At 47.3% G+C, this 20,427-nt stretch carries 20 protein-coding genes; 6 read left to right on the top strand and 14 right to left on the bottom strand.

All coding sequences use genetic code 11. The features are described 5' to 3' along the window. Nucleotides 1-15: 15 nt before the first annotated feature. The 6 genes from KE626_RS16615 to KE626_RS16640 form a co-directional block, all read right to left on the bottom strand. Nucleotides 16-1,572, bottom strand: coding sequence for a RagB/SusD family nutrient uptake outer membrane protein (locus KE626_RS16615; RefSeq protein WP_211974045.1), 1,557 nt, complete (start codon nucleotides 1,570-1,572; stop codon nucleotides 16-18). A 12-nt stretch (nucleotides 1,573-1,584) separates the two neighbouring features. Further along, the gene (locus KE626_RS16620) at nucleotides 1,585-5,016 is read right to left on the bottom strand and encodes a TonB-dependent receptor (protein WP_211974046.1); all 3,432 of its coding nucleotides are present in this window, start codon (nucleotides 5,014-5,016) and stop codon (nucleotides 1,585-1,587) included. Nucleotides 5,017-5,153: 137 nt separating this feature from the next. Next, a complete protein-coding gene (locus tag KE626_RS16625; RefSeq protein ID WP_211974047.1) occupies nucleotides 5,154-6,314 on the bottom strand; it encodes a FecR family protein in 1,161 nt (386 codons plus the stop codon). An 82-nt stretch (nucleotides 6,315-6,396) separates the two neighbouring features. Beyond that, nucleotides 6,397-6,978 (bottom strand): RNA polymerase sigma-70 factor, encoded by a 582-nt coding sequence (locus tag KE626_RS16630; protein WP_211974048.1) that lies wholly within the window; start codon nucleotides 6,976-6,978, stop codon nucleotides 6,397-6,399. Nucleotides 6,979-7,144: 166 nt separating this feature from the next. Continuing rightward, nucleotides 7,145-7,732 (bottom strand): RNA polymerase sigma-70 factor, encoded by a 588-nt coding sequence (locus KE626_RS16635; protein ID WP_211974049.1) that lies wholly within the window; start codon nucleotides 7,730-7,732, stop codon nucleotides 7,145-7,147. Between the two features lie 98 nt (nucleotides 7,733-7,830). Beyond that, a complete protein-coding gene (locus KE626_RS16640; protein ID WP_211974050.1) occupies nucleotides 7,831-8,277 on the bottom strand; it encodes a DinB family protein in 447 nt (148 codons plus the stop codon). A 157-nt stretch (nucleotides 8,278-8,434) separates the two neighbouring features. Here KE626_RS16640 and KE626_RS16645 point away from each other — a divergent pair, with 157 nt between their 5' ends. Beyond that, the gene (locus KE626_RS16645) at nucleotides 8,435-8,710 is read left to right on the top strand and encodes an ArsR/SmtB family transcription factor (protein ID WP_249207509.1); all 276 of its coding nucleotides are present in this window, start codon (nucleotides 8,435-8,437) and stop codon (nucleotides 8,708-8,710) included. 75 nt (nucleotides 8,711-8,785) lie between these two features. After that, a complete protein-coding gene (locus KE626_RS16650; protein WP_211974052.1) occupies nucleotides 8,786-9,973 on the top strand; it encodes an MFS transporter in 1,188 nt (395 codons plus the stop codon). A gap of 24 nt (nucleotides 9,974-9,997) precedes the next feature. On the opposite strand, the gene KE626_RS16655 is transcribed toward KE626_RS16650, so the two are convergent. The 6 genes from KE626_RS16655 to lgt all read right to left on the bottom strand — a co-directional run bounded on the left by KE626_RS16655 (nucleotide 9,998) and on the right by lgt (nucleotide 15,871). After that, nucleotides 9,998-10,948 carry a 2-dehydro-3-deoxygalactonokinase gene (locus KE626_RS16655; protein WP_211974053.1) on the bottom strand — a complete coding sequence of 317 codons (951 nt, stop codon included), beginning with the start codon at nucleotides 10,946-10,948 and terminating at the stop codon, nucleotides 9,998-10,000. Then, nucleotides 10,941-12,230: an MFS transporter gene (locus tag KE626_RS16660; RefSeq protein ID WP_211974054.1), complete on the bottom strand. Its 1,290-nt coding sequence runs from the start codon at nucleotides 12,228-12,230 to the stop codon at nucleotides 10,941-10,943. Before KE626_RS16660 ends, KE626_RS16655 begins: the two co-directional genes overlap by 8 nt. Before the next feature lie 21 nt (nucleotides 12,231-12,251). Then, on the bottom strand, nucleotides 12,252-13,400 hold the full coding sequence (gene dgoD, locus KE626_RS16665; protein ID WP_211974055.1) for a galactonate dehydratase: 1,149 nt from the start codon (nucleotides 13,398-13,400) through the stop codon (nucleotides 12,252-12,254). 10 nt (nucleotides 13,401-13,410) lie between these two features. Beyond that, nucleotides 13,411-14,034 carry a bifunctional 4-hydroxy-2-oxoglutarate aldolase/2-dehydro-3-deoxy-phosphogluconate aldolase gene (locus tag KE626_RS16670; protein WP_211974056.1) on the bottom strand — a complete coding sequence of 208 codons (624 nt, stop codon included), beginning with the start codon at nucleotides 14,032-14,034 and terminating at the stop codon, nucleotides 13,411-13,413. A 90-nt stretch (nucleotides 14,035-14,124) separates the two neighbouring features. Next, nucleotides 14,125-15,066 carry a CobW family GTP-binding protein gene (locus KE626_RS16675; RefSeq protein ID WP_211974057.1) on the bottom strand — a complete coding sequence of 314 codons (942 nt, stop codon included), beginning with the start codon at nucleotides 15,064-15,066 and terminating at the stop codon, nucleotides 14,125-14,127. Continuing rightward, nucleotides 15,050-15,871 carry a prolipoprotein diacylglyceryl transferase gene (lgt, locus tag KE626_RS16680; RefSeq protein ID WP_211974058.1) on the bottom strand — a complete coding sequence of 274 codons (822 nt, stop codon included), beginning with the start codon at nucleotides 15,869-15,871 and terminating at the stop codon, nucleotides 15,050-15,052. The genes KE626_RS16675 and lgt overlap by 17 nt, the downstream gene beginning before the upstream one ends. A gap of 131 nt (nucleotides 15,872-16,002) precedes the next feature. On the opposite strand from lgt, the gene KE626_RS16685 reads away from it, so the two are divergent. Beyond that, entirely contained in the window at nucleotides 16,003-16,845 is an 843-nt protein-coding gene (locus tag KE626_RS16685; RefSeq protein WP_211974059.1) for an MBL fold metallo-hydrolase, read from the top strand. Here KE626_RS16685 and KE626_RS16690 read toward each other — a convergent pair. Next, nucleotides 16,766-17,332, bottom strand: a complete 567-nt coding sequence (locus KE626_RS16690) for a hypothetical protein (protein WP_211974060.1) — start codon at nucleotides 17,330-17,332, stop codon at nucleotides 16,766-16,768. The two genes, KE626_RS16685 and KE626_RS16690, sit on opposite strands and share 80 nt — an antisense overlap. 91 nt (nucleotides 17,333-17,423) lie before the next feature. Here KE626_RS16690 and KE626_RS16695 point away from each other — a divergent pair, with 91 nt between their 5' ends. The 3 genes from KE626_RS16695 (at nucleotide 17,424) to KE626_RS16705 (ending at nucleotide 19,486) form a co-directional block, all read left to right on the top strand. Beyond that, nucleotides 17,424-17,885: a PA2169 family four-helix-bundle protein gene (locus KE626_RS16695; protein ID WP_211974061.1), complete on the top strand. Its 462-nt coding sequence runs from the start codon at nucleotides 17,424-17,426 to the stop codon at nucleotides 17,883-17,885. Between the two features lie 249 nt (nucleotides 17,886-18,134). Next, nucleotides 18,135-18,734 (top strand): Crp/Fnr family transcriptional regulator, encoded by a 600-nt coding sequence (locus KE626_RS16700; protein WP_211974062.1) that lies wholly within the window; start codon nucleotides 18,135-18,137, stop codon nucleotides 18,732-18,734. Between the two features lie 50 nt (nucleotides 18,735-18,784). Further along, nucleotides 18,785-19,486 (top strand): alpha/beta fold hydrolase, encoded by a 702-nt coding sequence (locus KE626_RS16705; protein WP_211974063.1) that lies wholly within the window; start codon nucleotides 18,785-18,787, stop codon nucleotides 19,484-19,486. On the opposite strand, the gene KE626_RS16710 is transcribed toward KE626_RS16705, so the two are convergent. Then, nucleotides 19,483-20,364, bottom strand: coding sequence for a DUF4349 domain-containing protein (locus tag KE626_RS16710; RefSeq protein WP_211974064.1), 882 nt, complete (start codon nucleotides 20,362-20,364; stop codon nucleotides 19,483-19,485). The two genes, KE626_RS16705 and KE626_RS16710, sit on opposite strands and share 4 nt — an antisense overlap. Nucleotides 20,365-20,427 lie beyond the last annotated feature (63 nt).

Raw genomic sequence — 20,427 nt, forward strand, 5'->3', positions numbered from 1 at the left:
AAGATGAGTTTTTAGTTAGTAACCTGGATTTTGAGTTAGTTTATCATTCAGTAAAATTTCCGCATTGGGTATCGGAAACAGCAGCCGGTCCTGGGTAACATTATAGCTCCCTGGCTGAAGATAGCTGTATTGCGCCTTTTGTTTTACGCCAAAGTCGTTCATCACTTTAATGGCATTACCTGTACGCACCAGGTCAAGCCAGCGCTTATTTTCAAAAGCCAGTTCCACCCTTCTTTCTTTCAAAATAATTGTCTGCAGGCCCTCCTGGGTGGCGGTGGAAATGTTATGTGACGCATCGCCAAAGGCACGCTCTCTCACCGCATTCAGATAAGGCAATGCGGCCCCTGATTTGCCCTGTTGATTGAGGCTTTCGGCCAACAGCAGCAACACTTCAGCATAGCGGTAAACCGGCCAGTCGTCGTTTGTTTGATTACCGATCGCATGTGCATGCAGGTATTTCCTGGGAAATGGCCGGCCCACTTTACCTGCAGGCGGAATATAATCAACGGATGATTTAACTGCCGTAGCGGTGAAATCATCTGTGGCGTTAAAGCTGCCCTCCGCGATGGCGATAGAGGCATCGAGGCGCTGATCACCCGCTTCGTAGGCGCTGATCAGGTCCTGCGTAGGAGTGTTAAAGCCACCTACGGTGGTAACGTTGTTAAAGTTTACGCCGGTTACCACGGTAGTATTGACCATACGTGGTAAAAAGTTATAAACAGACGCCTCAGTGTTTGCCTGTGGCACTGCCAGGCCGGTGTTAAACTGGATCTCAAATACGGATTCGCGGCCGTTTTTGTTAGCCAGCTGGAATGCATCACCATAGCTTGGGAACAGGGAGTAGCCCATAGTGGTAACCTGTTTTAAAGCATTTTCGGCAAGGTCATATTTTTTTAGGGTAACATACACATCGCCCAGCAGTGTCAGTGCTGCGCCCTTGGTGGCGCGCCCGGTTTGCGGGAAAGCGGGTGCGTCCAGTTTGGCGGCGGCATCGGTAGCATCGGCGATGACCAGGTCGTACACCTCCTGTGCAGAAGCGCGCGGAATATAGGTTTCTTCGCGGGTAAGCGGTGCATGCTTGTAAATGGGTACCCCTCCGTAAAAACGCACCAGGTCGAAGTACACGAGGGCACGGATAAACTTCACCTGGCCCAGTATGGCATTACGGCTGGCATCAGTTAATTTGATGTCATCAATATGATCTATGATCACATTGACTGCTGATATCGCGTTAAAACCGGCATTCCATTTTGCGGGGGTCTGGTTGTTATACTTATCATCGAGGAAATCAGCGACTGCATAACGGTTTAGGGTGGCTACTGCCTGGTCTGACGATTTGTAGTCGTAGTGCGCATTATCCGAACGCATCTCCCCCATTACCCAGGCGCCTCTGTTATTATAAAGTCCGCGCAGCTGGACATAAGCGCCGTTCACTGCCAGGTCGAAATCATTCTGCGTTTTGAAGTAGCTACCTAATGTTACGTTGTTAGGATTGGTTTCGCTCAGGAATTTTTTGCATGATACCTCCGCCAGACTCAGTATCACCAATATTAAACAGGAAATCTTTTTCATTTTTACTGATTTTTAAAGGCCAAGGTTCAAGCCAAACGTAAATGTTCTTTGCAGGGGATATGCGCCCAGGTCCTGCCCCTGCTGTGTTACAAATGCCAGCCCGCCGGCGCTCGCCTCCGGGTTGCCCGGGTAGCTGGTGAAGATGTATGGATTTTGTGCAGACGCATACACTCTTAAACTTTTGATATATGGCGTCCGGAATTTCCTCAGCATGTACCCCAGTGTAATGTTGTTGATGGTGAGATGGGAGGCGTTATAAATAAACAGCGTATTGTCGGTACGATATGCGGCAGTAGTATTTGCTAAAGTACGCGCCACCTTTCCATTACCCGGATCTGTTTCAGAACGCCAGCGGCCGAGTAATTCCGGCGGACCGTTAAATACACCGTCCAGGTTGTAAGTACTTTCCTGCATACCATTTTTCAGCTTGTTGCCATAGGTTCCTGAGATAGCAATGCTCAGGTCGAAGTTGCCGTACTGAAAAGTATTGGAGAGACCGAAGATAAAGGTAGGGTTGGGATCCCCGATCACCGTTTGATCATCCGGGAACGTAATTTTACCATCGCCGTTTAAATCCTTAAACCGCACGGTGCCTGCCTGGGAGAGCGTGGTGGTACCTGTTCCATAGTATTTGGGGCCGGCATCGGCTTCTGCCTGATTCTTAAATATCCCGTCAAATACATAACCATAAAACTGCCCGATTGGCTTGCCAACAAGTGTGCGGTAGTCAGTGAATTCAGACAGCGTGGTGGTAGGCTTGTCGGCAAAGGAAATATTATTTAACCCGATACGTTTTACAAGATTCCTGTTAAAGGAAATATTAAAATCGGTGTTCCATTTGAGTTTTCCGACAAGATTCTTAGTGCTTATTATAAACTCATGGCCCCATTGGCTGATATCTCCCAGGTTATCCTGCACCGTAGTGAAACCGGACGATTGCGGAACAGGCAGCACAAATAATAATCCTGTTGTCAGTTTATTATAATAGTCGTAAGAGAAATTGACCCTGTTATCAAACAATCCCAAATCAAAGCCGGCATCAAATTGCCGGTTGCGCTCCCAGCCCAGCTTTTGGTTGCCCAAACTGCTTTGCGCTTTTCCGGGAGCGAGGTTACCTGAAAAACTGTAATTGGCATTGCTGATAGCAGCTGTTGTAGCATAGTTATCTATTTCTGCCATACCGGTTAAACCGTAGGTGGCTCTCAGTTTCAGTAAACTCAGCGCCGACATGCCTTTGACGAAGGACTCATCGCTGACAATCCAGCTGGCACCAATGGAAGGGAAAGTACCCCATTTATTCTGGTCGCCGAAACGGGAGGATCCGTCTCTTCTCAAGGTTGCCTGCAAAAAGTAACGATCCTTAAAGCTATAGTTTACACGACCCAGGAATGACGCTACTGTCCAGGCGTTAAAGCTGGAGGTGTTGGTAGTAAATCGTGTAGCCGCACTCAAATAGGTAACGCTGTTGTCCGGGAAATCGCGGCCCACCAAATCGCTGGCAAAGCCCGTGGAACGCTGTACCGTGAAACCGGCTAATACATTCAATGAATGGTCTTTACCAAATTGCTGCTGGTAATTAAGTGTGTTTTCATTCAGCCACGAATAATCATTATTAACGACCGATTCACCCATAGCTGTATTATTCCCTGGTGGCGGATTTTCTATCGGCAACGCGTTAAAGCCGCCTATGGAAGTGGAAGGAATAAACCTGTTGCGGGTCATGTTCCCCACGTCCGTATTACCCGATGTGCGGAAGGTCAGATGATCAGTCAGTTTTATTTCTGCAAACACGTTCGCCAATACACGTAACCGGTTAGCGTCATCTTTCACTTCGAGCAGCTGACGCAGCGGGTTGGCCCATACAAACTGGTTGGTAAACCCTGAAATGCCAAGGGCCAGTGAGCCATCCGGATTGTAGGGAGAGCCCATGGTAGGCATCATGGATGCGGAGGCAAAAATGGCACGTTGCCCGTCCACATTGAAGCCAACGCCTTGCCTGTTGTTATGCTCCAGTTGCAGAGATGGCGCCACGCCAACACCTACCTTTACGCGTTTGCCAATGTTGAAATCGCCATTTACACGTAAAGAAAAACGTTTGTAACCGGTATTTTTCAGGATACCCTGCTGATTAAAATAGCCGCCCACGATACTATAAGCAGCCTTATCGTTTCCTGCATTGATAGACAGGCTATAATTCTGTACGGGCGCATTCCGGGTCAACACGCTGAACCAGTCTGTTCCTTCGCCATATTGTTCGGGATTTTGATACACAGCAGGTATGCCGCCGGTATAGCCTTCGTATTTGATCTTATCTTCATAGAACCCTTTCATGTAAGTAGCTAACTGGGTGGCGTTCATCACCGGTGGTATCAGTTCACGCATCAGTGAAGCAGTTCCGTAATAGGAATTGAAATTTATTTGTGTAGCGCCGGATTTCCCTCTTTTGGTAGTGATAATGATCACTCCATTAGCTGCGCGTGAACCATATAAAGCGGTAGAGGAAGCATCTTTCAAAACGGTAAACGACTCAATTTCGTCCGGGTTAATGTTGTTGATATTATCGGGGTTTCCCAGTATAGGCTGTCCATCCACTACCACCAGCGGTCGCACGTTGGAGGTAAAGGAAGCCGCGCCACGTATACGCACATCCATTCCCTGTCCGGGCCTGCCTGTTGTTTGCGCCACCTGGACTCCCGGCAGCTTACCCTGTAGCCTTTCTGCAAAAGTTCCGGTAGGCTGATCTTTAATATCAATAGCAGACAGCTTTGCCACCGAGCCCACAATTTCACGGGAGCTTTGTTTACCATAAGCTACCACCACTTCGGTGAGCTGCGAGGAGGTTTGTTCGAGCTGCACGTTGAAAGTGGTTTGACCATTGATAGCCACTTCTTTCGGCGTATAACCCAGGTATCTGAATATCAGCACCCCGCCGGCATCGGGCACGTTCAGCGTAAAGCTGCCATCCGTTTGTGTGGCCGTTCCGATCTGGGAATCTTTAAGCCGCACCGCCACCCCGGGCAATGGGTTCCCATCGGTATCGGTAACACGTCCTTTAATGGGTATGGTCGCCACTGTTGGCGCGGGCATACGGGTTATCACAATGGTATGCTGGCGGATCGTATAAGTAAAAGGCTGATTGGAAAAGCTTTTCTTCAGTACTTCTTCTACCGTTGCATCAGTTACCTGTATTGCTACGGGCTGGGCATTCTTTAAAATATCCACGTCCCACAACACGTTGTAACCTGTTTGTTTACGGATCTGGCGGAATACTTCCTGGAGCGTGATTTGTTTAGCTGATAACGTCACCTTCTGGGCATAGCCGGCGGCGCTGACTTCCATTAACGCTGCGATCATTAAAACAAAGGTCAGTTTCATCCTCAACAGGAGTTTTTTGTACGTACTGCCGGCTCTTACAGGGCACACGTCAGGTATGTAAAATTTCATTACATTTGGATGTTTGAGTTTAATAAGATAACTGTGACTACAAAGGCTTAAGAAATTTGTCTTTTGCAGGATAAGCTCAAACGCTCCGGGGGCGCTGGAACGCTCCCGGTTTTTTATTGCTTACTGCTTTGCAGATTTTATGGCATAACTGTGATCCTCCTTCCGTTTATTTTAAAGTGAACAGTACCGGTTAATTCCAGCATATTTAGTACATCAGCAACATCTTTTGAGCGCGACAAACTACCGCCAATGGCTTTTCCTGAAACATTGCCCTGGTAAGTGATTTCCACATCATACCAGCGACTGATCTGTTTCATGATGCTTTCAATTTTTTCATTATCAAATAAGAAGTAGCCGTTTTTCCATGCAGTAGCTGCTTCCGTGTCCCCGTTTTTTATATTGATCCGGCCTTTGTTTAATATGGCTTCGTTGCCGGGAACCAGCAATGCATTTGCCTGGCCATAGCCTACTTTTACGGCGCCTTCCAGGAGTGTAACAACCTGTTGTTGTTCGTCGGGATAAGCGTTGATATTAAAATGTGTTCCCAATACCTTTACCGACAAAGGGGTCCCGGCTGCTGAATTTACTGTTACATAAAATGGCTTTGCTTCGTTTTTTGCCACTTCGAAATATGCTTCGCCGGTAAGGGTTACCCTCCTTTCATTTTCCGGGAAAGAGGTGGGATAACGCAATGATGAACCTGCGTTGAGCCATACATTGGTGCCGTCCTGCAAAGTAACCCGATATTGGCCGCCATAAGGCGTATGCAAGGTATTATATACTACGTTGGTGGTTGGGTTGGCGTTTTCATTATTATACAACAGGCTTCCGCTGTCTGTTTTATTTACCAGCGCATTCCCCTGCCGGGATATGATCCCGTTTTGGGCATCTTCCAACACCACCTCATCACCGTTATCTAATTTCAATATCGCTTTGTTGCTACCAGGCACAATGGCTTTGGGTGCCTGGGCAATACTGTGCGGCTGCGTTTGCCGATGTAATAGCGGATAGTAAAAATAGGCAGCAAGCCCCAGTATCAACAGTACAGATGCTGCGGCCGGCAGGTAGTACCAGCGGCGTTTCACAGCAACGCGCCCGGTGGCCGGCAACTTCATCTGCTGCTGCAGTTGCATGAGCATGCGCAACCGGACCTGTTCTTCTTCCTCCTCATTTTCCGACAACCATTCAACATCGGTCTGGTTGTAATCCCGGTACCAGGCCATCAACTGTTCCTCTTCCTGTTGCGTAATGGTACCATCCAGGTATTTTTCAATCAGGTGATATTTATTGTCTTTCAACGTACAGATTTTATGGTTACAGACACAGGCACCCTAAGTATATCCTTATCCCTTAGTCAGCGAATAATTTTTTTCAGAAATTTTATTGCATCAGTATTTTAATCAGGATGATAACCCACAAGCAGGGGCGATTCAATTTTAGCTTTAATGTTTTCAATGCTTTGGTAAGATGCGCTTCTGCAGTTTTCTCCGCGATACCTATTTTTCGTGCCACCTCCGGTATGGTTAAACCCTCTACCCTGCTCAATTTGAACACCAGGCGGCATTGTCCCGGCAGGGTTTCCACGATGCCATTAATTTGTTGCTGGAGAAACCGGGTATAAATCTTTTCTTCATCCCAGGCCGATATCGCCGGACCGGCTGTTTGTTCAATGATCTGCGTTCTTCGTTTCTGCCGCAGGTACTGTTTAAAAACGGATAGCCTTACGGCCGCAGCGAGGTAAGCATTCACGTTGTCGATGTAAAGCGCCTTCCGCCTGTTCCACAAACCAATAAATACCTCCTGCACAATTTCTTCGGCGATTGTTTTGTCCTTACAATGATGATAAGCAACGGCCAGTAATTTTTTCCAGTAACGGTCATAGATTTCGGCAAAAGCGTGGCTATTGTCCCCGCGCAGGGACATCATTAAATCAGCATCCGATTGTTGCTGATACCATTTCATACTACAGGTAAGTTGTTATTATCTGCGTTGTTTGCAGACGTACACAGACCTTTTCCTACAAGGTCAAATACATTACTCCTCATAACTGGATATTATGGCCACGTACATATGTACCATAAGGGCTGCTCTCACCCTTAGTGGGCCGGGCATTTTTTTTGAAGAAATATCAGGGAATCAGTAGCCGGAGGAATAGCCACATCCACAACCAGAAATAGGGGCGATTCAATTTCAGTTTCAATACTTTCAATGCTTTGGTAAGATGGGCTTCCGCTGTTTTTTCCGCGATACCCATTTTTTGGGCTACTTCGGGTATGCTGAGTCCTTCCATGCGGCTTAGTTTAAACACGAGGCGACATTTCTCCGGTAAAACTTCCACGATACCGTTTATATGTTGCTGCATAAACCGGGCATAGATCTTCTCTTCATCCCAGGTATTTATTGCCGGACCGGCTGCCTGATCTTTTATCTGATCTCTCCGTTTTTGCCGCGCATATTGTTTAAAAACCGAGAGTCGCACGGCGGTAGCCAGGTAAGCGCTTACATTATCTATATAAAGCTCGCTACGCCGGTTCCAGAGACCGATAAATACTTCCTGCACCATTTCTTCGGCAATCACTTTATCCCGGCAATGGTGATAGGCAATGGCCAGCAATTTTTTCCAGTAGCGGTTATAGATTTCAGCAAAAGCAAGGGCATCGTCCTCACGCAGGAACGCAATTAAGTATGCATCAGATTCTTGCTGGTACCGATTCATGTGATTGAGAGTGGTGCACAAGAATAAAAAATTAAATCGAGCTTTTGTGTGAATAAATGAAAAGATAATACTGGGGAAACATGGCGATTGTCGCCACACTACTCCCTTTCGTAAAAAATATAATCTGTTGCCAAAGGCTCCAGACCATTTTGTTTGAATTCAGTGGCAATTTGCGCCCGGTGGTAAGTGGAATGATTGATGATATGAAATAATATCTCCCCGATCTTTTTGCTAAAGGGCTTCCCTTTAATTTTTGGATGGTTTATCATCTTCTCCAGGTCAAGTGTATCGATTATAAGTAATGTGTCTTCATAGTTTGCTTTATCAATATGCTTAAAATCCTGCATAGCATGAAGGTCCCAAATCCCGACGGCAGGCGCTCCTGGCTCAATCCGTTTATTCCAGATCTGGTGTGCGTTCAGGATATGGCTATAAAGCTTCAGCGCTTTTTCGGATGTTTTGTCCGGGTTGGCATTCATGGCCTCTGCCAGTTTTTGATTACAATGGTAGTTGTATTCAAATAACGCTTTAAAGAATGTTTTCATGGGTCGTTTTTATGCCTTCGGCAGTAATTGTTCTCAAAATAACAAAATCCCTGCCCGGATGGCATTTCATCGGTGTTCATTATTTTTTTATAGAAACATTTATATGTTTCTATGTTTTTCCCCTTACCTTTACATCCGATTAAATCAGTTTCCGGATATGGACAACAAAAAATTCGAGAAAATATCCCGTGCATTGAGCGATGCCAGCAGGATTACCATCCTGCAGCATTTTAAGAAAAAGCAGGGATGTTTGTATTGTGCAGAGATAACCGACCTCCTGGAGCTTACCCAACCCTCTGTTTCCCACCACCTGAAACAGTTGGTAGATGCTGATTTGCTGATACCTGAAAAAGAAGGAAGAAACCTGAAGTACATTTTAAACCAGAAAGTACTGGGCGATTACATCGACCGCCTTATTGCCTTAAAAGCATAATTTTTTGAACGTTGATAATTTGTGCCCGTCTTCCTTAATATATAGAAACATTCAAATATTCAAATCCGTAAATTAATGAAAAAGTCGATCTACGCAATGGCTCTGGGGGCCTTCGGAATTATTACCACCGAATTCGGCGTAATAGGTGTACTGCCTAATCTTGCCAAGGTATTTGATGTTTCCCTGGAAACGGCGGGGTGGCTGTTAAGTGCATTTGCGCTAACGGTCGCCGTATCTTCCCCATTTATAACCGCCCTGACCACCAATATCAACCGTAAGCTGCTGATGTCTTCCGTACTGGCGGTATTTGTGGTATCCAACCTCCTTTCTGCCTTCTCTCCCAACTTTACAGTATTGATGATTGCCCGTATACTGCCGGCATTTTTACACCCGCTGTTCTGGAATATTTCATTGGCGGCGGCGTTCAAGGAATCGGGCAGTAAGGCTGTATCTATCGTAATGTCGGGGGTTAGCATCGCCACGGTGATGGGTGTACCGATCACTACCTATGCGGCTGAATTTTTCAACAACTGGCAGGCCTCTTTTTTCCTCGCAAGTTTTGTTAGTTTGATCGCCTTTATAGGTTTGGTGCTTTTTGTACCGTCCATGCCCTCGCCCAGGAAAGCAGCAGGTGAAAGCAAATTGTACGTGTTAAAAAATCCGCAGCTATGGCTGAATCTCGTTTCTACTATCCTGATGCTGGCGGGTATGTTTTCAAGTTACGGTTACCTGGCCGCCTACCTGGAGAAGATCACGCATATGAACGGCACCCAGGTAAGCCTGATGCTGCTGTTGTTTGGCGGCGCGGGCGTATTGGGTAACTGGATTACCGGTATTGCTTTAAGCAGGAACGTAATGCTTACTACAAGAGTATTTTTCAGTCTGCTTATTGCAGTTCAGGTACTCGCCTATTTCTTTGGCGGTATTTTTATTCCAATGGTCATCATTCTTACCTTCTGGGGCGCCATTCATACCGGCGGGTTCATCATAGGCAATATCCGCTCCACACGCTCCGTACCGCATAGTGCCCTGGAGTTTGTGAACAGCCTGCTTACCTCCTGCTATAACATCGGCATATCGTTGGGCACCATGCTGGGTGGCTTTATTATAGCCCGTTACGGTGTTCATCATGTTATCTGGATGAGTGCTGCATTGCTGGCGGTAAACCTGGGTCTGAGCTTTGTTAATTTTGGAAAACAACACGCGGTAGCGGTTCCTGAAGCAGCAGAAGAAGAGCTGGCAGTTCCCCTCATGCACGCATAAAGCAGCCGGGAGAATGCTCTTCCGTTAATACAACGCCGGATTTGACATAACAGCCAGCTGTCCGCGTATCAGTGCATCATCGGCATCGATCACCGCCGCTACCGGAATGTTCAACACCTGGCAGGCAATCGTGTAAAGCGGGGTATGCAGCGGTCCCGACACCAGGTACACCCGTACATTGACCGGTATGGCCTTCAGCTCCGTTCCTATGAGCAAACCACTTAAATAAAAACGGTTATGAGCAGGATCTATTTTTCTAAGTAACTGGTTAGTACGTACCATAAAGGCTGTATGCAGCAGGTTTCCCGATTGTGCTGCATACAGTCCTTTTGTAAAGCAGGCAAGGGAAGCCGGATCGTGCAATGCACCCTCATTGTTTATGGACGCAGCCAGGACGCTGTTGGAAGATAACAGGTCAAAAAATTCACCCGTCAGGAAAGTCTGGAAACGAACTACCTGGTGGTTGCTTACGATGATATGTTTGGGATGAGTACCCGGCATCAGCAAACATTGTTCGCCGGGCATGTCCGGCAGCCACGCTGCGCAGCCCACTGCCTTCGTTTCCTCGCCGCGCATCACATCGTCGTCACTGCAGGCGCCGGAGATAATAGTAAAACGGGAAAAGGTATGTATGGCCAGGTCTGTTCCACTCAATCGGAATGGTAATTCCCTGTAAGGCAGTTCTATCATACCTATGCTGGAAGATGCCATACCTGACAGCACTACAGGAACTTCCTGCAAAGGCATGCCTGTTTTTTCTTCCAATGCAGCTATCTGCCGGTTAATGAAGTCAGCAAAAAATCCTTCCCGGGGTGCCGGTGTTTGTTGCCATTGCCGATAGGTGCGGGCAATACCGGTGTCTGATCTTTCATCCGCTATGATTGTTCCGCTTCCGGCTTCCACCAGCCGCAGCCGGAAGGAGCTGGTGCCCCAGTCGCAGCTTAGGAAATGCGTCCTCTTTAATTTGTTATTCATCATCTTCATTTTTTATCCGCTCTACATTTCCCACCAGGAAAATATATGAGCAGGCGCCCAACAATCCCAATACTGCCACAAACACCAGTGCAGGAGCAAAACTGCCCCCACTGGCCAGGAAACCTATTGCAACCGGTACTACAATACCCGCCAGCTGACCAATAAAATTAAACACCCCACCGGTAAGATTAATGAGATGTTTAGGCGGCAGCGTTGACACAAATATCCAGGTGATGGAAGCAAAGCCAACCCCGAAAAAAGAAAGCGACATAAAAAAAATAATGAGCGCCGGCGTATGCACATAGTTAGCACCCAATATAAAAGCGGATACCAGCAAGCCAATAATGATAGGCTGCTTGCGCGCTTTTGCAGGAGATACGCCTTTTTTTACCAGGTAATCAGATAAAAAACCGGAACACAAAATGCCTGTAAACGCCGCGAGATAAGGCACGGAAGCCCAATACCCTGATTTTATGAAATCGAGGTGGCGATAGTCGACCAGGTATTTTGGAAACCAGGTAAGAAAAAACCAGAGCGTAGCATTTACCGCAAACTGTCCGATATAAATGCCCCAGAGCTTGCGATAAGAAAGCACTGCTTTCAGGTCGGCCCAGCGAAAGGCGGCTTTCTTTTCCACCTGTTGCTTGTCCAGCAAGCCGCCACCGTTTTCTATATGCAGCAGCTCCGCTGTATTGACCGCTTTATGCTCCAGTGGATCCCTGTAAAACAGGTACCATACAATGCCCCATATAATGCCAATCAGACCGGTTACCACAAACAGTCCTTTCCATCCTGCTTCCAGCTGGATCTTTGACAGCACCGGCATCAGGAAAGCCAGCCCCAGGAACTGGCCGGAGGTATATACCGCGATAGCGGAAGCCCGCTCATTGTCCGGGAACCAATTGCCCACTACCCGGTTGTTGATAGGAAAGGCGGGCGCTTCAAACACACCGGTTGCCATACGCAAACCAAAAAGAGAAGTAAAGCCTTTTGCAAATCCCTGCATCACGGTGATAAACGACCAGGCAATAAGACTGAAGGTATACATGATGCGCGGACTGAAACGGTTCACCAATATTCCACCCGGTACCTGGAAGGCCAGGTAGGTCCAGCTGAAGGCAGAAAAGATCAATCCAAGTTGCACCGGGCTGAATTTAAATTCTTTATCTATTTCAGACGCGGCTACTGCCAGGTTGCTCCTGTCCATGTAGTTGATCACTACATTCACAAATACCAGGAACAATATCCGGTAACGTATTTTTGTTGGTTGTACTACGCGCATGTTTCAGTTGCAAAGTTGTGTTTACCATTCTGCCACACTGCCATCTGTATGCCGCCATACCGGGTTATGCCAGTTATGTCCTTCCCCGGCCATTTTTCTTACATGCGCTTCGTTGATTTCTATGCCCAGCCCCGGTTTGGAAGGAATATCAACATAACCATCCTTGTACTGGAACACAGTTTTGTCCGTGAGATAGTCCAACAGATCACTGCCCTGGTTATAGTGGATGCCCAAACTTTGCTCCTGTATAAACGCGTTGTGGCAGGTAGCATCCACCTGCAAACAGGCCGCGAGCGCAATGGGCCCCAGCGGGCAATGCAGTGCTGCCGCCACATCGAACGCCTCGGCCATAGAAAGAATCTTTTTGCATTCGGTGATACCACCCGCATGGGACACATCGGGCTGAATGATATCAGCGTAGCCATCTTTCAACAATGTTTTAAACTGCCATTTGGAAAACATACGTTCGCCGGTGGCAATAGGAATAGCTACATGCTGTGCTATTTCGCGCAGGTCTTCATTATTTTCCGGCAGTACCGGTTCCTCAATAAACATTGGACGGAAGGGTTCCAGCTCTTTGGCCAGTATTTTAGCCATGGGCTTGTGTACCCGGCCATGAAAATCTATACCGATACCTATTCCCGGGCCAACCGCTTCCCTTACGGCGGCAATACGTTGAATGGCGGCATCTATTTTTTCATAGCTGTCTACATATTGCAGTTCTTCCGTAGCGTTCATCTTTACTGCCAGAAACCCCTGCTCCTTCATTTTACGGGCGGCGGTGCCTACTTCAGAAGGGCGATCGCCGCCAATCCAGGAATAGACTTTAATATTATCCCTTGCTTTGCCTCCCATTAACTGGTAAACAGGCGCGTTGTGATATTTTCCTTTGATATCCCACAGCGCCTGGTCGATACCGGCAATCGCGCTCATGAGAATGGGGCCGCCGCGATAGAAGCCGGCCCTGTACATCATGTTCCAGTGATCTTCGATATGCATGGGATCTTTTCCCAACAGGAATTCCATGAGCTCGTCCACCGCAGCTTTTACAGTAGCCGCTTTACCTTCAATGACAGGCTCTCCCCAGCCAATAATACCTTCGTCCGTTTCTATTTTCAGGAACAGCCAACGGGGCGGAACCTGGAACAGTTCGTAGCTTTTTATTTTCATAACATGATTTTTAGGATTGAATAGCGCGGATAAATTGCTGCGATTTTTGGGTGAGCTGTTGCAGGTATTCCGGCGTAAGCGCGGCTTTGGCATTTACCAGCGCACTGCCAATACCAAAGCCGGCAGCTCCGGCCTTCTGGAAATCGCTGATATTTTCCGGCGTAATACCACCGGTGGGCAGCAGGTGTATTTTGGGCAGCGGCGCTAAAATATCCTTGATATAGGCGGCAGAAGTAGCCGGGAATACCTTTATCATATCGGCTCCCTGCTTATAGGCAGCAAAAATTTCTGTAGCAGTGTATGCGCCCGGTATACTCACCATACCCAGGTCCCGGGCTGTTTTGATCACTTCCGGTTCCAGTATGGGGGAAAGTATGAAACGCGCTCCCGCTGCGGCCGCGGCCCTGGCCGTATTGGCATCCAGCACGGTGCCGGCACCTATTATCATTTTATCGCCCATCCTGGCAGCCACCTCTTTGATAACTGCCAATGGCTCTTCCGAGTTCATAGTTACCTCCAACAACCGGATACCGCCTGCGTACATGGCTTCTGCAATCGGTAATACATCCGCCGGTGGTACGCCCCGGACAATGGCAATGATTTTATGTGTTAATATCTGAGAAAGTGTAGACATGGAATTTCTATCTGTGATTGATGGAAAGAAAGATAGAAATAAATAAGTGTATTTTCAACATTTCTCATTCGCAACGCCGCTGTTAATTAATCACGCCTTCAGTGCCGGCGCCAGTATCCGCTGTATAGTAGCCGTTTTCAGCTCTTTGCCAATAAACACCAGCGTCGACTTTGGCACTTCTTCCCCCCAGTCACCCGCGGGCAATATACTCAGGTACTTCCCGGTAGATTGCACCAGCAACCTGTCGTTGCTGCCCGTTACCCTGATATATCCTTTAATACGGTATAACTGATCTGGATAGGCATTACAGTGAAAATCCAGCACAAACATCAGCATATTCAGATCAAAGGCGGCCGGTGATTCAAACAAAACTGTATTCACTTTATGGGGCGATTTTACAGGCGGAATAGTAATACCCGGTACCAGCGGCTTTTCCGGGAACTGCCATGTATTAAAGGCTACCGTTCCGTTTTCTGAAGTAGTGAGGTAAGCCAATGGATTCATTTGTTCCAGCTGCTGCGACAAAAAGATCAGCTGCGGCACTGCCAGGTGTTTTATTTTGTTGATAATAATCACATCAGCACAGGCAATCTGTTTGCCCGTTTCCGGTACCTGCTGCAGGCGCTCAAATACATTTTCCGCATCAGCTATACAGATGGTGCTCGCCAGGCTATAGTGCCGTTTCACATCCGGAATATGAAACATACCGATAATATTGCCCACATCGGCAATGCCGGTGGTTTCAATAAAAACGTGATCCGGGCGTGTTTCCAGTCGAAGTATACTCCCCAGTACTTCCATCAGGTCATTGTCGAGCGAACAACAGATACAGCCACTGGTTAACTCGTAGAGATGATCTATTTTTTCCGCGATCAAACCGGCATCGATATTCACTTTTCCAAACTCATTCTCGATAACAATGTTCCGGTAATTTTTCAGCTGCGACAACAAACTATTAAGGATGGTTGTTTTTCCCGCTCCCAGGAAGCCGGTTAGAATATATACTTTTATCGGTTTAATTTCTTTCATCATATCTCTTATAAAAATTTAAAAAATAAATGCCCAGCGCTATCAGCGGTATGCTCAGCAGCTGCCCCATATTCAGCAGGTATCCTCTCTCAAACGCTACCTGGTTCTCTTTTATAAATTCTATGATAAACCGCGCACTGAATACGGCGATTAACAGGCAGCCAAACAGGCGGCCCGGCTTCACAAAGGGCGTTCGCTTTTTATAGTGGTAAAACAGCCAGCAGAAGATGAGCGCGTAAGATAGCGCTTCGTACAGCTGCGCCGGATGGCGGGGTTGTGCATCTACCCGCGTAAACACCACGGCCCAGGGCAGCATAGCCGGTATGCCGATGATCTCTGAGTTAAAAAAATTGCCCACGCGGATAAAACATCCTGCCAGCGGCACTACAATGGCCAGCCGGTCCAGCAGCGAGATAAAAGGCGTCCGGTAACGGAAACTGAACAACAGGGCCGCGAGTAAAATGCCGATAGCGGCGCCATGACTGGCCAGTCCCTGGTAACCCGTAAATTCAACATGTCCTTCCGTAAAAGTAAAAGGCAGGAATATCTCCCAAAGATGATATTTGTAGTATGCAAAATCATAAAAGAAACAATGCCCCAGCCTGGCTCCCAGCAGCGTGCCCGTAATGATATATATCAACAGCCGGTCCAGCGTTTCACGGGAGCGGTGCTCTTCGCGGAACACATACCGCAATAGCAGGTAGGCACCGGTAAAGGCCAGCATGAAACCAATGCTGTAATACCTTAACGCAAAACCGCCGATATGGAAAATTTCCGGGGCAATACCCCATTTTATAAATAATATCATTTTGTTGGCAGGCTTAAAAATGCAACAATGTTGCACAAATGCAAACATACCTAAAAAAATAATGCGCTCCGTACTGCATTTATAAATAACTGTTTCATCAAATTCCAACATGAAATTCTACCTTTGCCGACATGTCGTTGTTTATTACATCATTGAATTCGGGAAGTAACGGGAACTGTTATTACATTGGTAACGACAGTGAGGCAGTATTAGTGGATGCGGGTATCTCCTGCAGGGAAACGGAAAAAAGAATGGCCCGCCTGGGTCTTACAATGACGAAAGTAAAAGCAATATTTATTTCGCACGAACATATTGATCATATACGGGGGGTAACGGTGCTGGCAAAAAAATACCGGCTGCCGGTATATATTACCCGGGCAACCCTTACACATGGAGGGCTTACCCTGGAAGAGCAACTGGTCATGTCATTCAATCCCTACGAACCGGTACAGGTAGGCGACCTTTCCATTACGGCATTCCCCAAGCATCACGATGCTTCGGAGCCTCACAGCTTTATTGTAACCGGTAACACTGTTACGATCGGCATATTTACCGACATCGGAGCGCCCTGCGAACATGTGATCCATCATTTTAAACAATGCCATGCCGCTTTCCTGGAGGCCAACTACGATGAACAAATGCTCGACAAAGGCAGGTACCCTTACTACCTGAAGAATCGTATCCGCGGCGGAAAAGGTCACTTATCCAATACGCAGGCGCTGGAAATATTCAATACCTGGCGTCCACCGTTTATGAGCCTGTTGCTGCTGGCCCACCTGTCAAGGGATAACAACAACCCAACCCTGGTGCAGGAACTTTTCGACCAGCATGCCAACGGGGTTCAAATCGTGGTAGCCTCCCGTTTCGGGGAAACACCCGTATATCGTATCATTCCTACAAACTCTGCGGATACCACTGCAACAATGCCGTTATCAAGAGCCATAGCGGAAGTCCCACCAGGAAAACTATTTTGATGACGCTGCGCCTTTTTCCAAAGAACAGTCCGCCTAACAGGTACAGGTAAAAAATCAGCAACGGCACAACCACCGGGCTGAGCATAAACGCGCCAAACAACAGCGTGTCCAGCTGTTCCCAATTATGAATAGGATCCCAGCGCCGCATCCATATGGAAGGCCACAGGTGATGTTCCGCCACATAATGATTAAACGCTTCTACACTATAAAATTTTTCTACAGTACACGTGGTTTCATTGGCCACTAAGTATACGCCACTATCCTGCTCCCCGATAATATAATCATGATAGAAATACCAGCTGTGAAAGTAGATACTGTCTGTTGGCAGATCCGGGCATTTTGGCCACTTCACATAGGCCCGGTAATAGCTGGTGCCGTCATATTCCATCACATTCCCGCCCGGCGTGGGTTTCTCCCAGGCGGAAAGCCCGCTCGCATAAGCAGCCTGTAACAGGAAACAACTGGCGGCCAGCAATAAAAAACGCATATTTGTACTGGTTTAAATAACAAAGCGGGAAAATAAACAAATCCATTGGCATGTTTTATGGCACGTACCTGATACACAAAAAAACTTCACCATGGAAACTATAACAACAGCAGCTACCAACGAGGTCCTCAACGACCTGATCTCCATCAACAACGATCGTATTGAAGGCTATGAAAAAGCCCTGAAAGAAACAACAGCCGGCGATGCCGACCTGAAAGCACTTTTCACCGACATGATCGCAGAAAGCCATCAGCTCCGGAATATCCTGGGCAACGAAGTACAGGCTACCGGCGGTACTATGGCAACCAGCACTACCACCGGCGGCAAAATTTACCGGGCATGGATGAACGTTAAAGCCGTATTTACAGGCCATGACCGCCATACCGTTCTCTCCAACTGTGAAGCCGGTGAAGACGCCGCGCAACGCGCCTATAAAGATGCACTCGATCATGAAAACCTCCCCGCCTACATCCGCGAACTCTTAACCCAGCAAAAAGCAGAACTAAAACGCTCACATGATAAAGTGAAGAAGTTGCGGGATGCAACGAAATGAGCGAGTGGGAGCGCCTTCGGCGCTTGTCTTTGAACAGGATTAGTGTGATTATGATGATTGTCCTGATTTTATTTCTTTTTTTGACAGATGATTACTTTCTCGTGTACCATCAGGCAACAAGATAAAGGCATAAATTAGAAAAAGCTAAAATCAGGACAATCATCATAATCACACTAATCCTGTTCAAAGACAAGCGCCGAAGGCGCTCCCCTCCGCTTTTTCTGCTTATATTAGCTCCAAATCACCAGCATGAACCATGAAATATACCAGCGCCTCATGAAAAAGTACCCGGTAGTTACGGAGGCGGAATGGCAGTTACTGGACGCTATTGCCACCGTAAAGCATATCAAAAAAGGCGACTCATTTTTACGCTATGGTAAAGTAGCGCGTTATGCTGCTTTTGTGATTTCCGGCATGTTCAAATTTTCTATCCTCGATGAAGAAGGCAATGAAAAGATCGTAAAGTTCAGCTTCACCGATGATTTCCTGGCCAACTGCGAAAGCTATAATAAAAAAGCGCCTTCCGCTGTGAGCATTACCGCGGTAGAAGATGCCGTTGTATTGAGAATAAATATCAAAAAACTGCAACCACTATACGACCTGCACATGAACCTGTTGCACGTAAACCTGCAGTTATACCAGGAATTGCTGGAACAACAATCTGAACACCAATATATCCTTTCTTTAAAAAGCCCTTTGCAACGTTATAAATTCCTGCTGGAACGCCGGCCTGCCATCATCCAGAAAATATCACTGACCAATATTGCCCGCTACCTGTATACCAGCCGCGAAGCTTTGAGCAGAGCGCGTTTGTACCTGCTCGATCAAACCCGTAACTTTTGTGACTGAGATCACGGTTTCACTATTTACCGCGTTATAGCTTTGTATCAAAAAATACTATGAAACAAAGCATGATCCTATTGCACGGTCTCTTCGGCGGGTTAAGTAACTGGGAAGGGGTAACTACACATTTTGCATCAAGCTTCGACATACACATTCCGCCGCTGCCTATTTATGATCAGCATAGCGACGATAACCTGGAATACCTCGTAAAATTTCTTGAAAATTATATCACCTCAGCGCAACTGGAAAATGTGATCCTCGTAGGTAATTCACTGGGCGGCCATATCGCCATTCTCTATACGCACCGGCACCCGGAAAAGGTATCCCGACTTATTCTCACCGGCAGTTCAGGTTTATATGAAAACACCGGTATGGGCAGTTATCCCAAACGCGGCAACTACGCCTATATCCGGGAACGGGTAGCCTATACTTTTTATGATCCGGCTGTTGCTACCGATACATTGGTAGATGAAGTATTTTCCACGACAACCAATGCCCGCAAATGCTTTAGCATTGTGAAGATGGCTAAATCCGCCCAGCGTAATTATGTGGCTGACATCCTCCCGCATATTCCCACACCGGTATTATTAGTTTGGGGAGAAGAGGATAAAATTACTCCGCCGGACGTGGCCCTGGAATTCAAACACCATCTGCCGCAGGCAGTACTGATCATGCTTTCCAGGTGCGGTCATGCTCCTATGATGGAACGGCCGGCGGAGTTCAATGCTGCAGTAGCCTCATTTCTCACAGCTGTTTAACGGCTGCGTAAGATCAGCTTGCGATAACCTATCCAGCCCAGTACAAACGCCAGCAGGAAAGGCCAGATCTGCACAAAAAAGAGGAAGATATTACGGAGCACTTCCGCACCACTGCGTAAAGCCGTTACCAGCTCTGTTCCAAACCCTGCGCGGCTTAACCGTGCGGGGTTCAGGATTATTTTTATATCTGCCACCTGCGGCTGAAATAATTGCACGGTAACCGTTGAGTAAGCCACATCATCGAGAAGCGCCAGGTTGTTGAGCCGCCGGTCTATCACCGTTTCTTCCTTATCATCTTTATACTGTACTACATCCAGTGTGGTGCCATTTTTCGCGGGAACTACTTTTTCTGCTGCCGCCTTTTCGGCTTTGACAGCCTTCTGTTCATCGTGTTCATTCTTCAGCGCATTGGCCAGGTATTTCAGGGTCATGTCCTGGTCTTTGATTACGCGATGTTCTATGAGCTCCGACATACCGGTAAGCGACTGGTCTACCGAATCGAGATACGCCACAGGTACTCTCAGCGTAAGATTGGCCGTAGGCGTATATAACTGGATTGTTTTAACAGAGTCTGATGTGTAAGGCAGATCAAATTGCCGTACCGACTCATTTTGCAGGGTGCTTTCCACTACAATACCACCTACGCCGGTAACCAGGTGTTCCAGTTTGGAAGTGGCTGTAAATACACTGGGGACACGGCATCGCATATCTGCCGACTTCACCCTTTTCCGCGATGCGGAATTGAGGTCGCCGCTGATATCATTTGCGAAGCTGGTGGAGTCAGCAGTGGCTGCATATTCTTTCATACTGGCATTGTTGCTGCTACAGGCACAGATGCCTAAAATGGGGACCATTAAATAATAAAGTGAAGGGCGCATAACAGGAGAATTTAAGCTTTATACGCCGGGGTCGCAAAAGGTAACCTTTACAATTTGTTAAAA

The sequence above is a fragment of the Chitinophaga hostae genome (assembly GCF_018224885.1).
Classification (GTDB): Bacteria; Bacteroidota; Bacteroidia; order Chitinophagales; family Chitinophagaceae; genus Chitinophaga; species Chitinophaga hostae.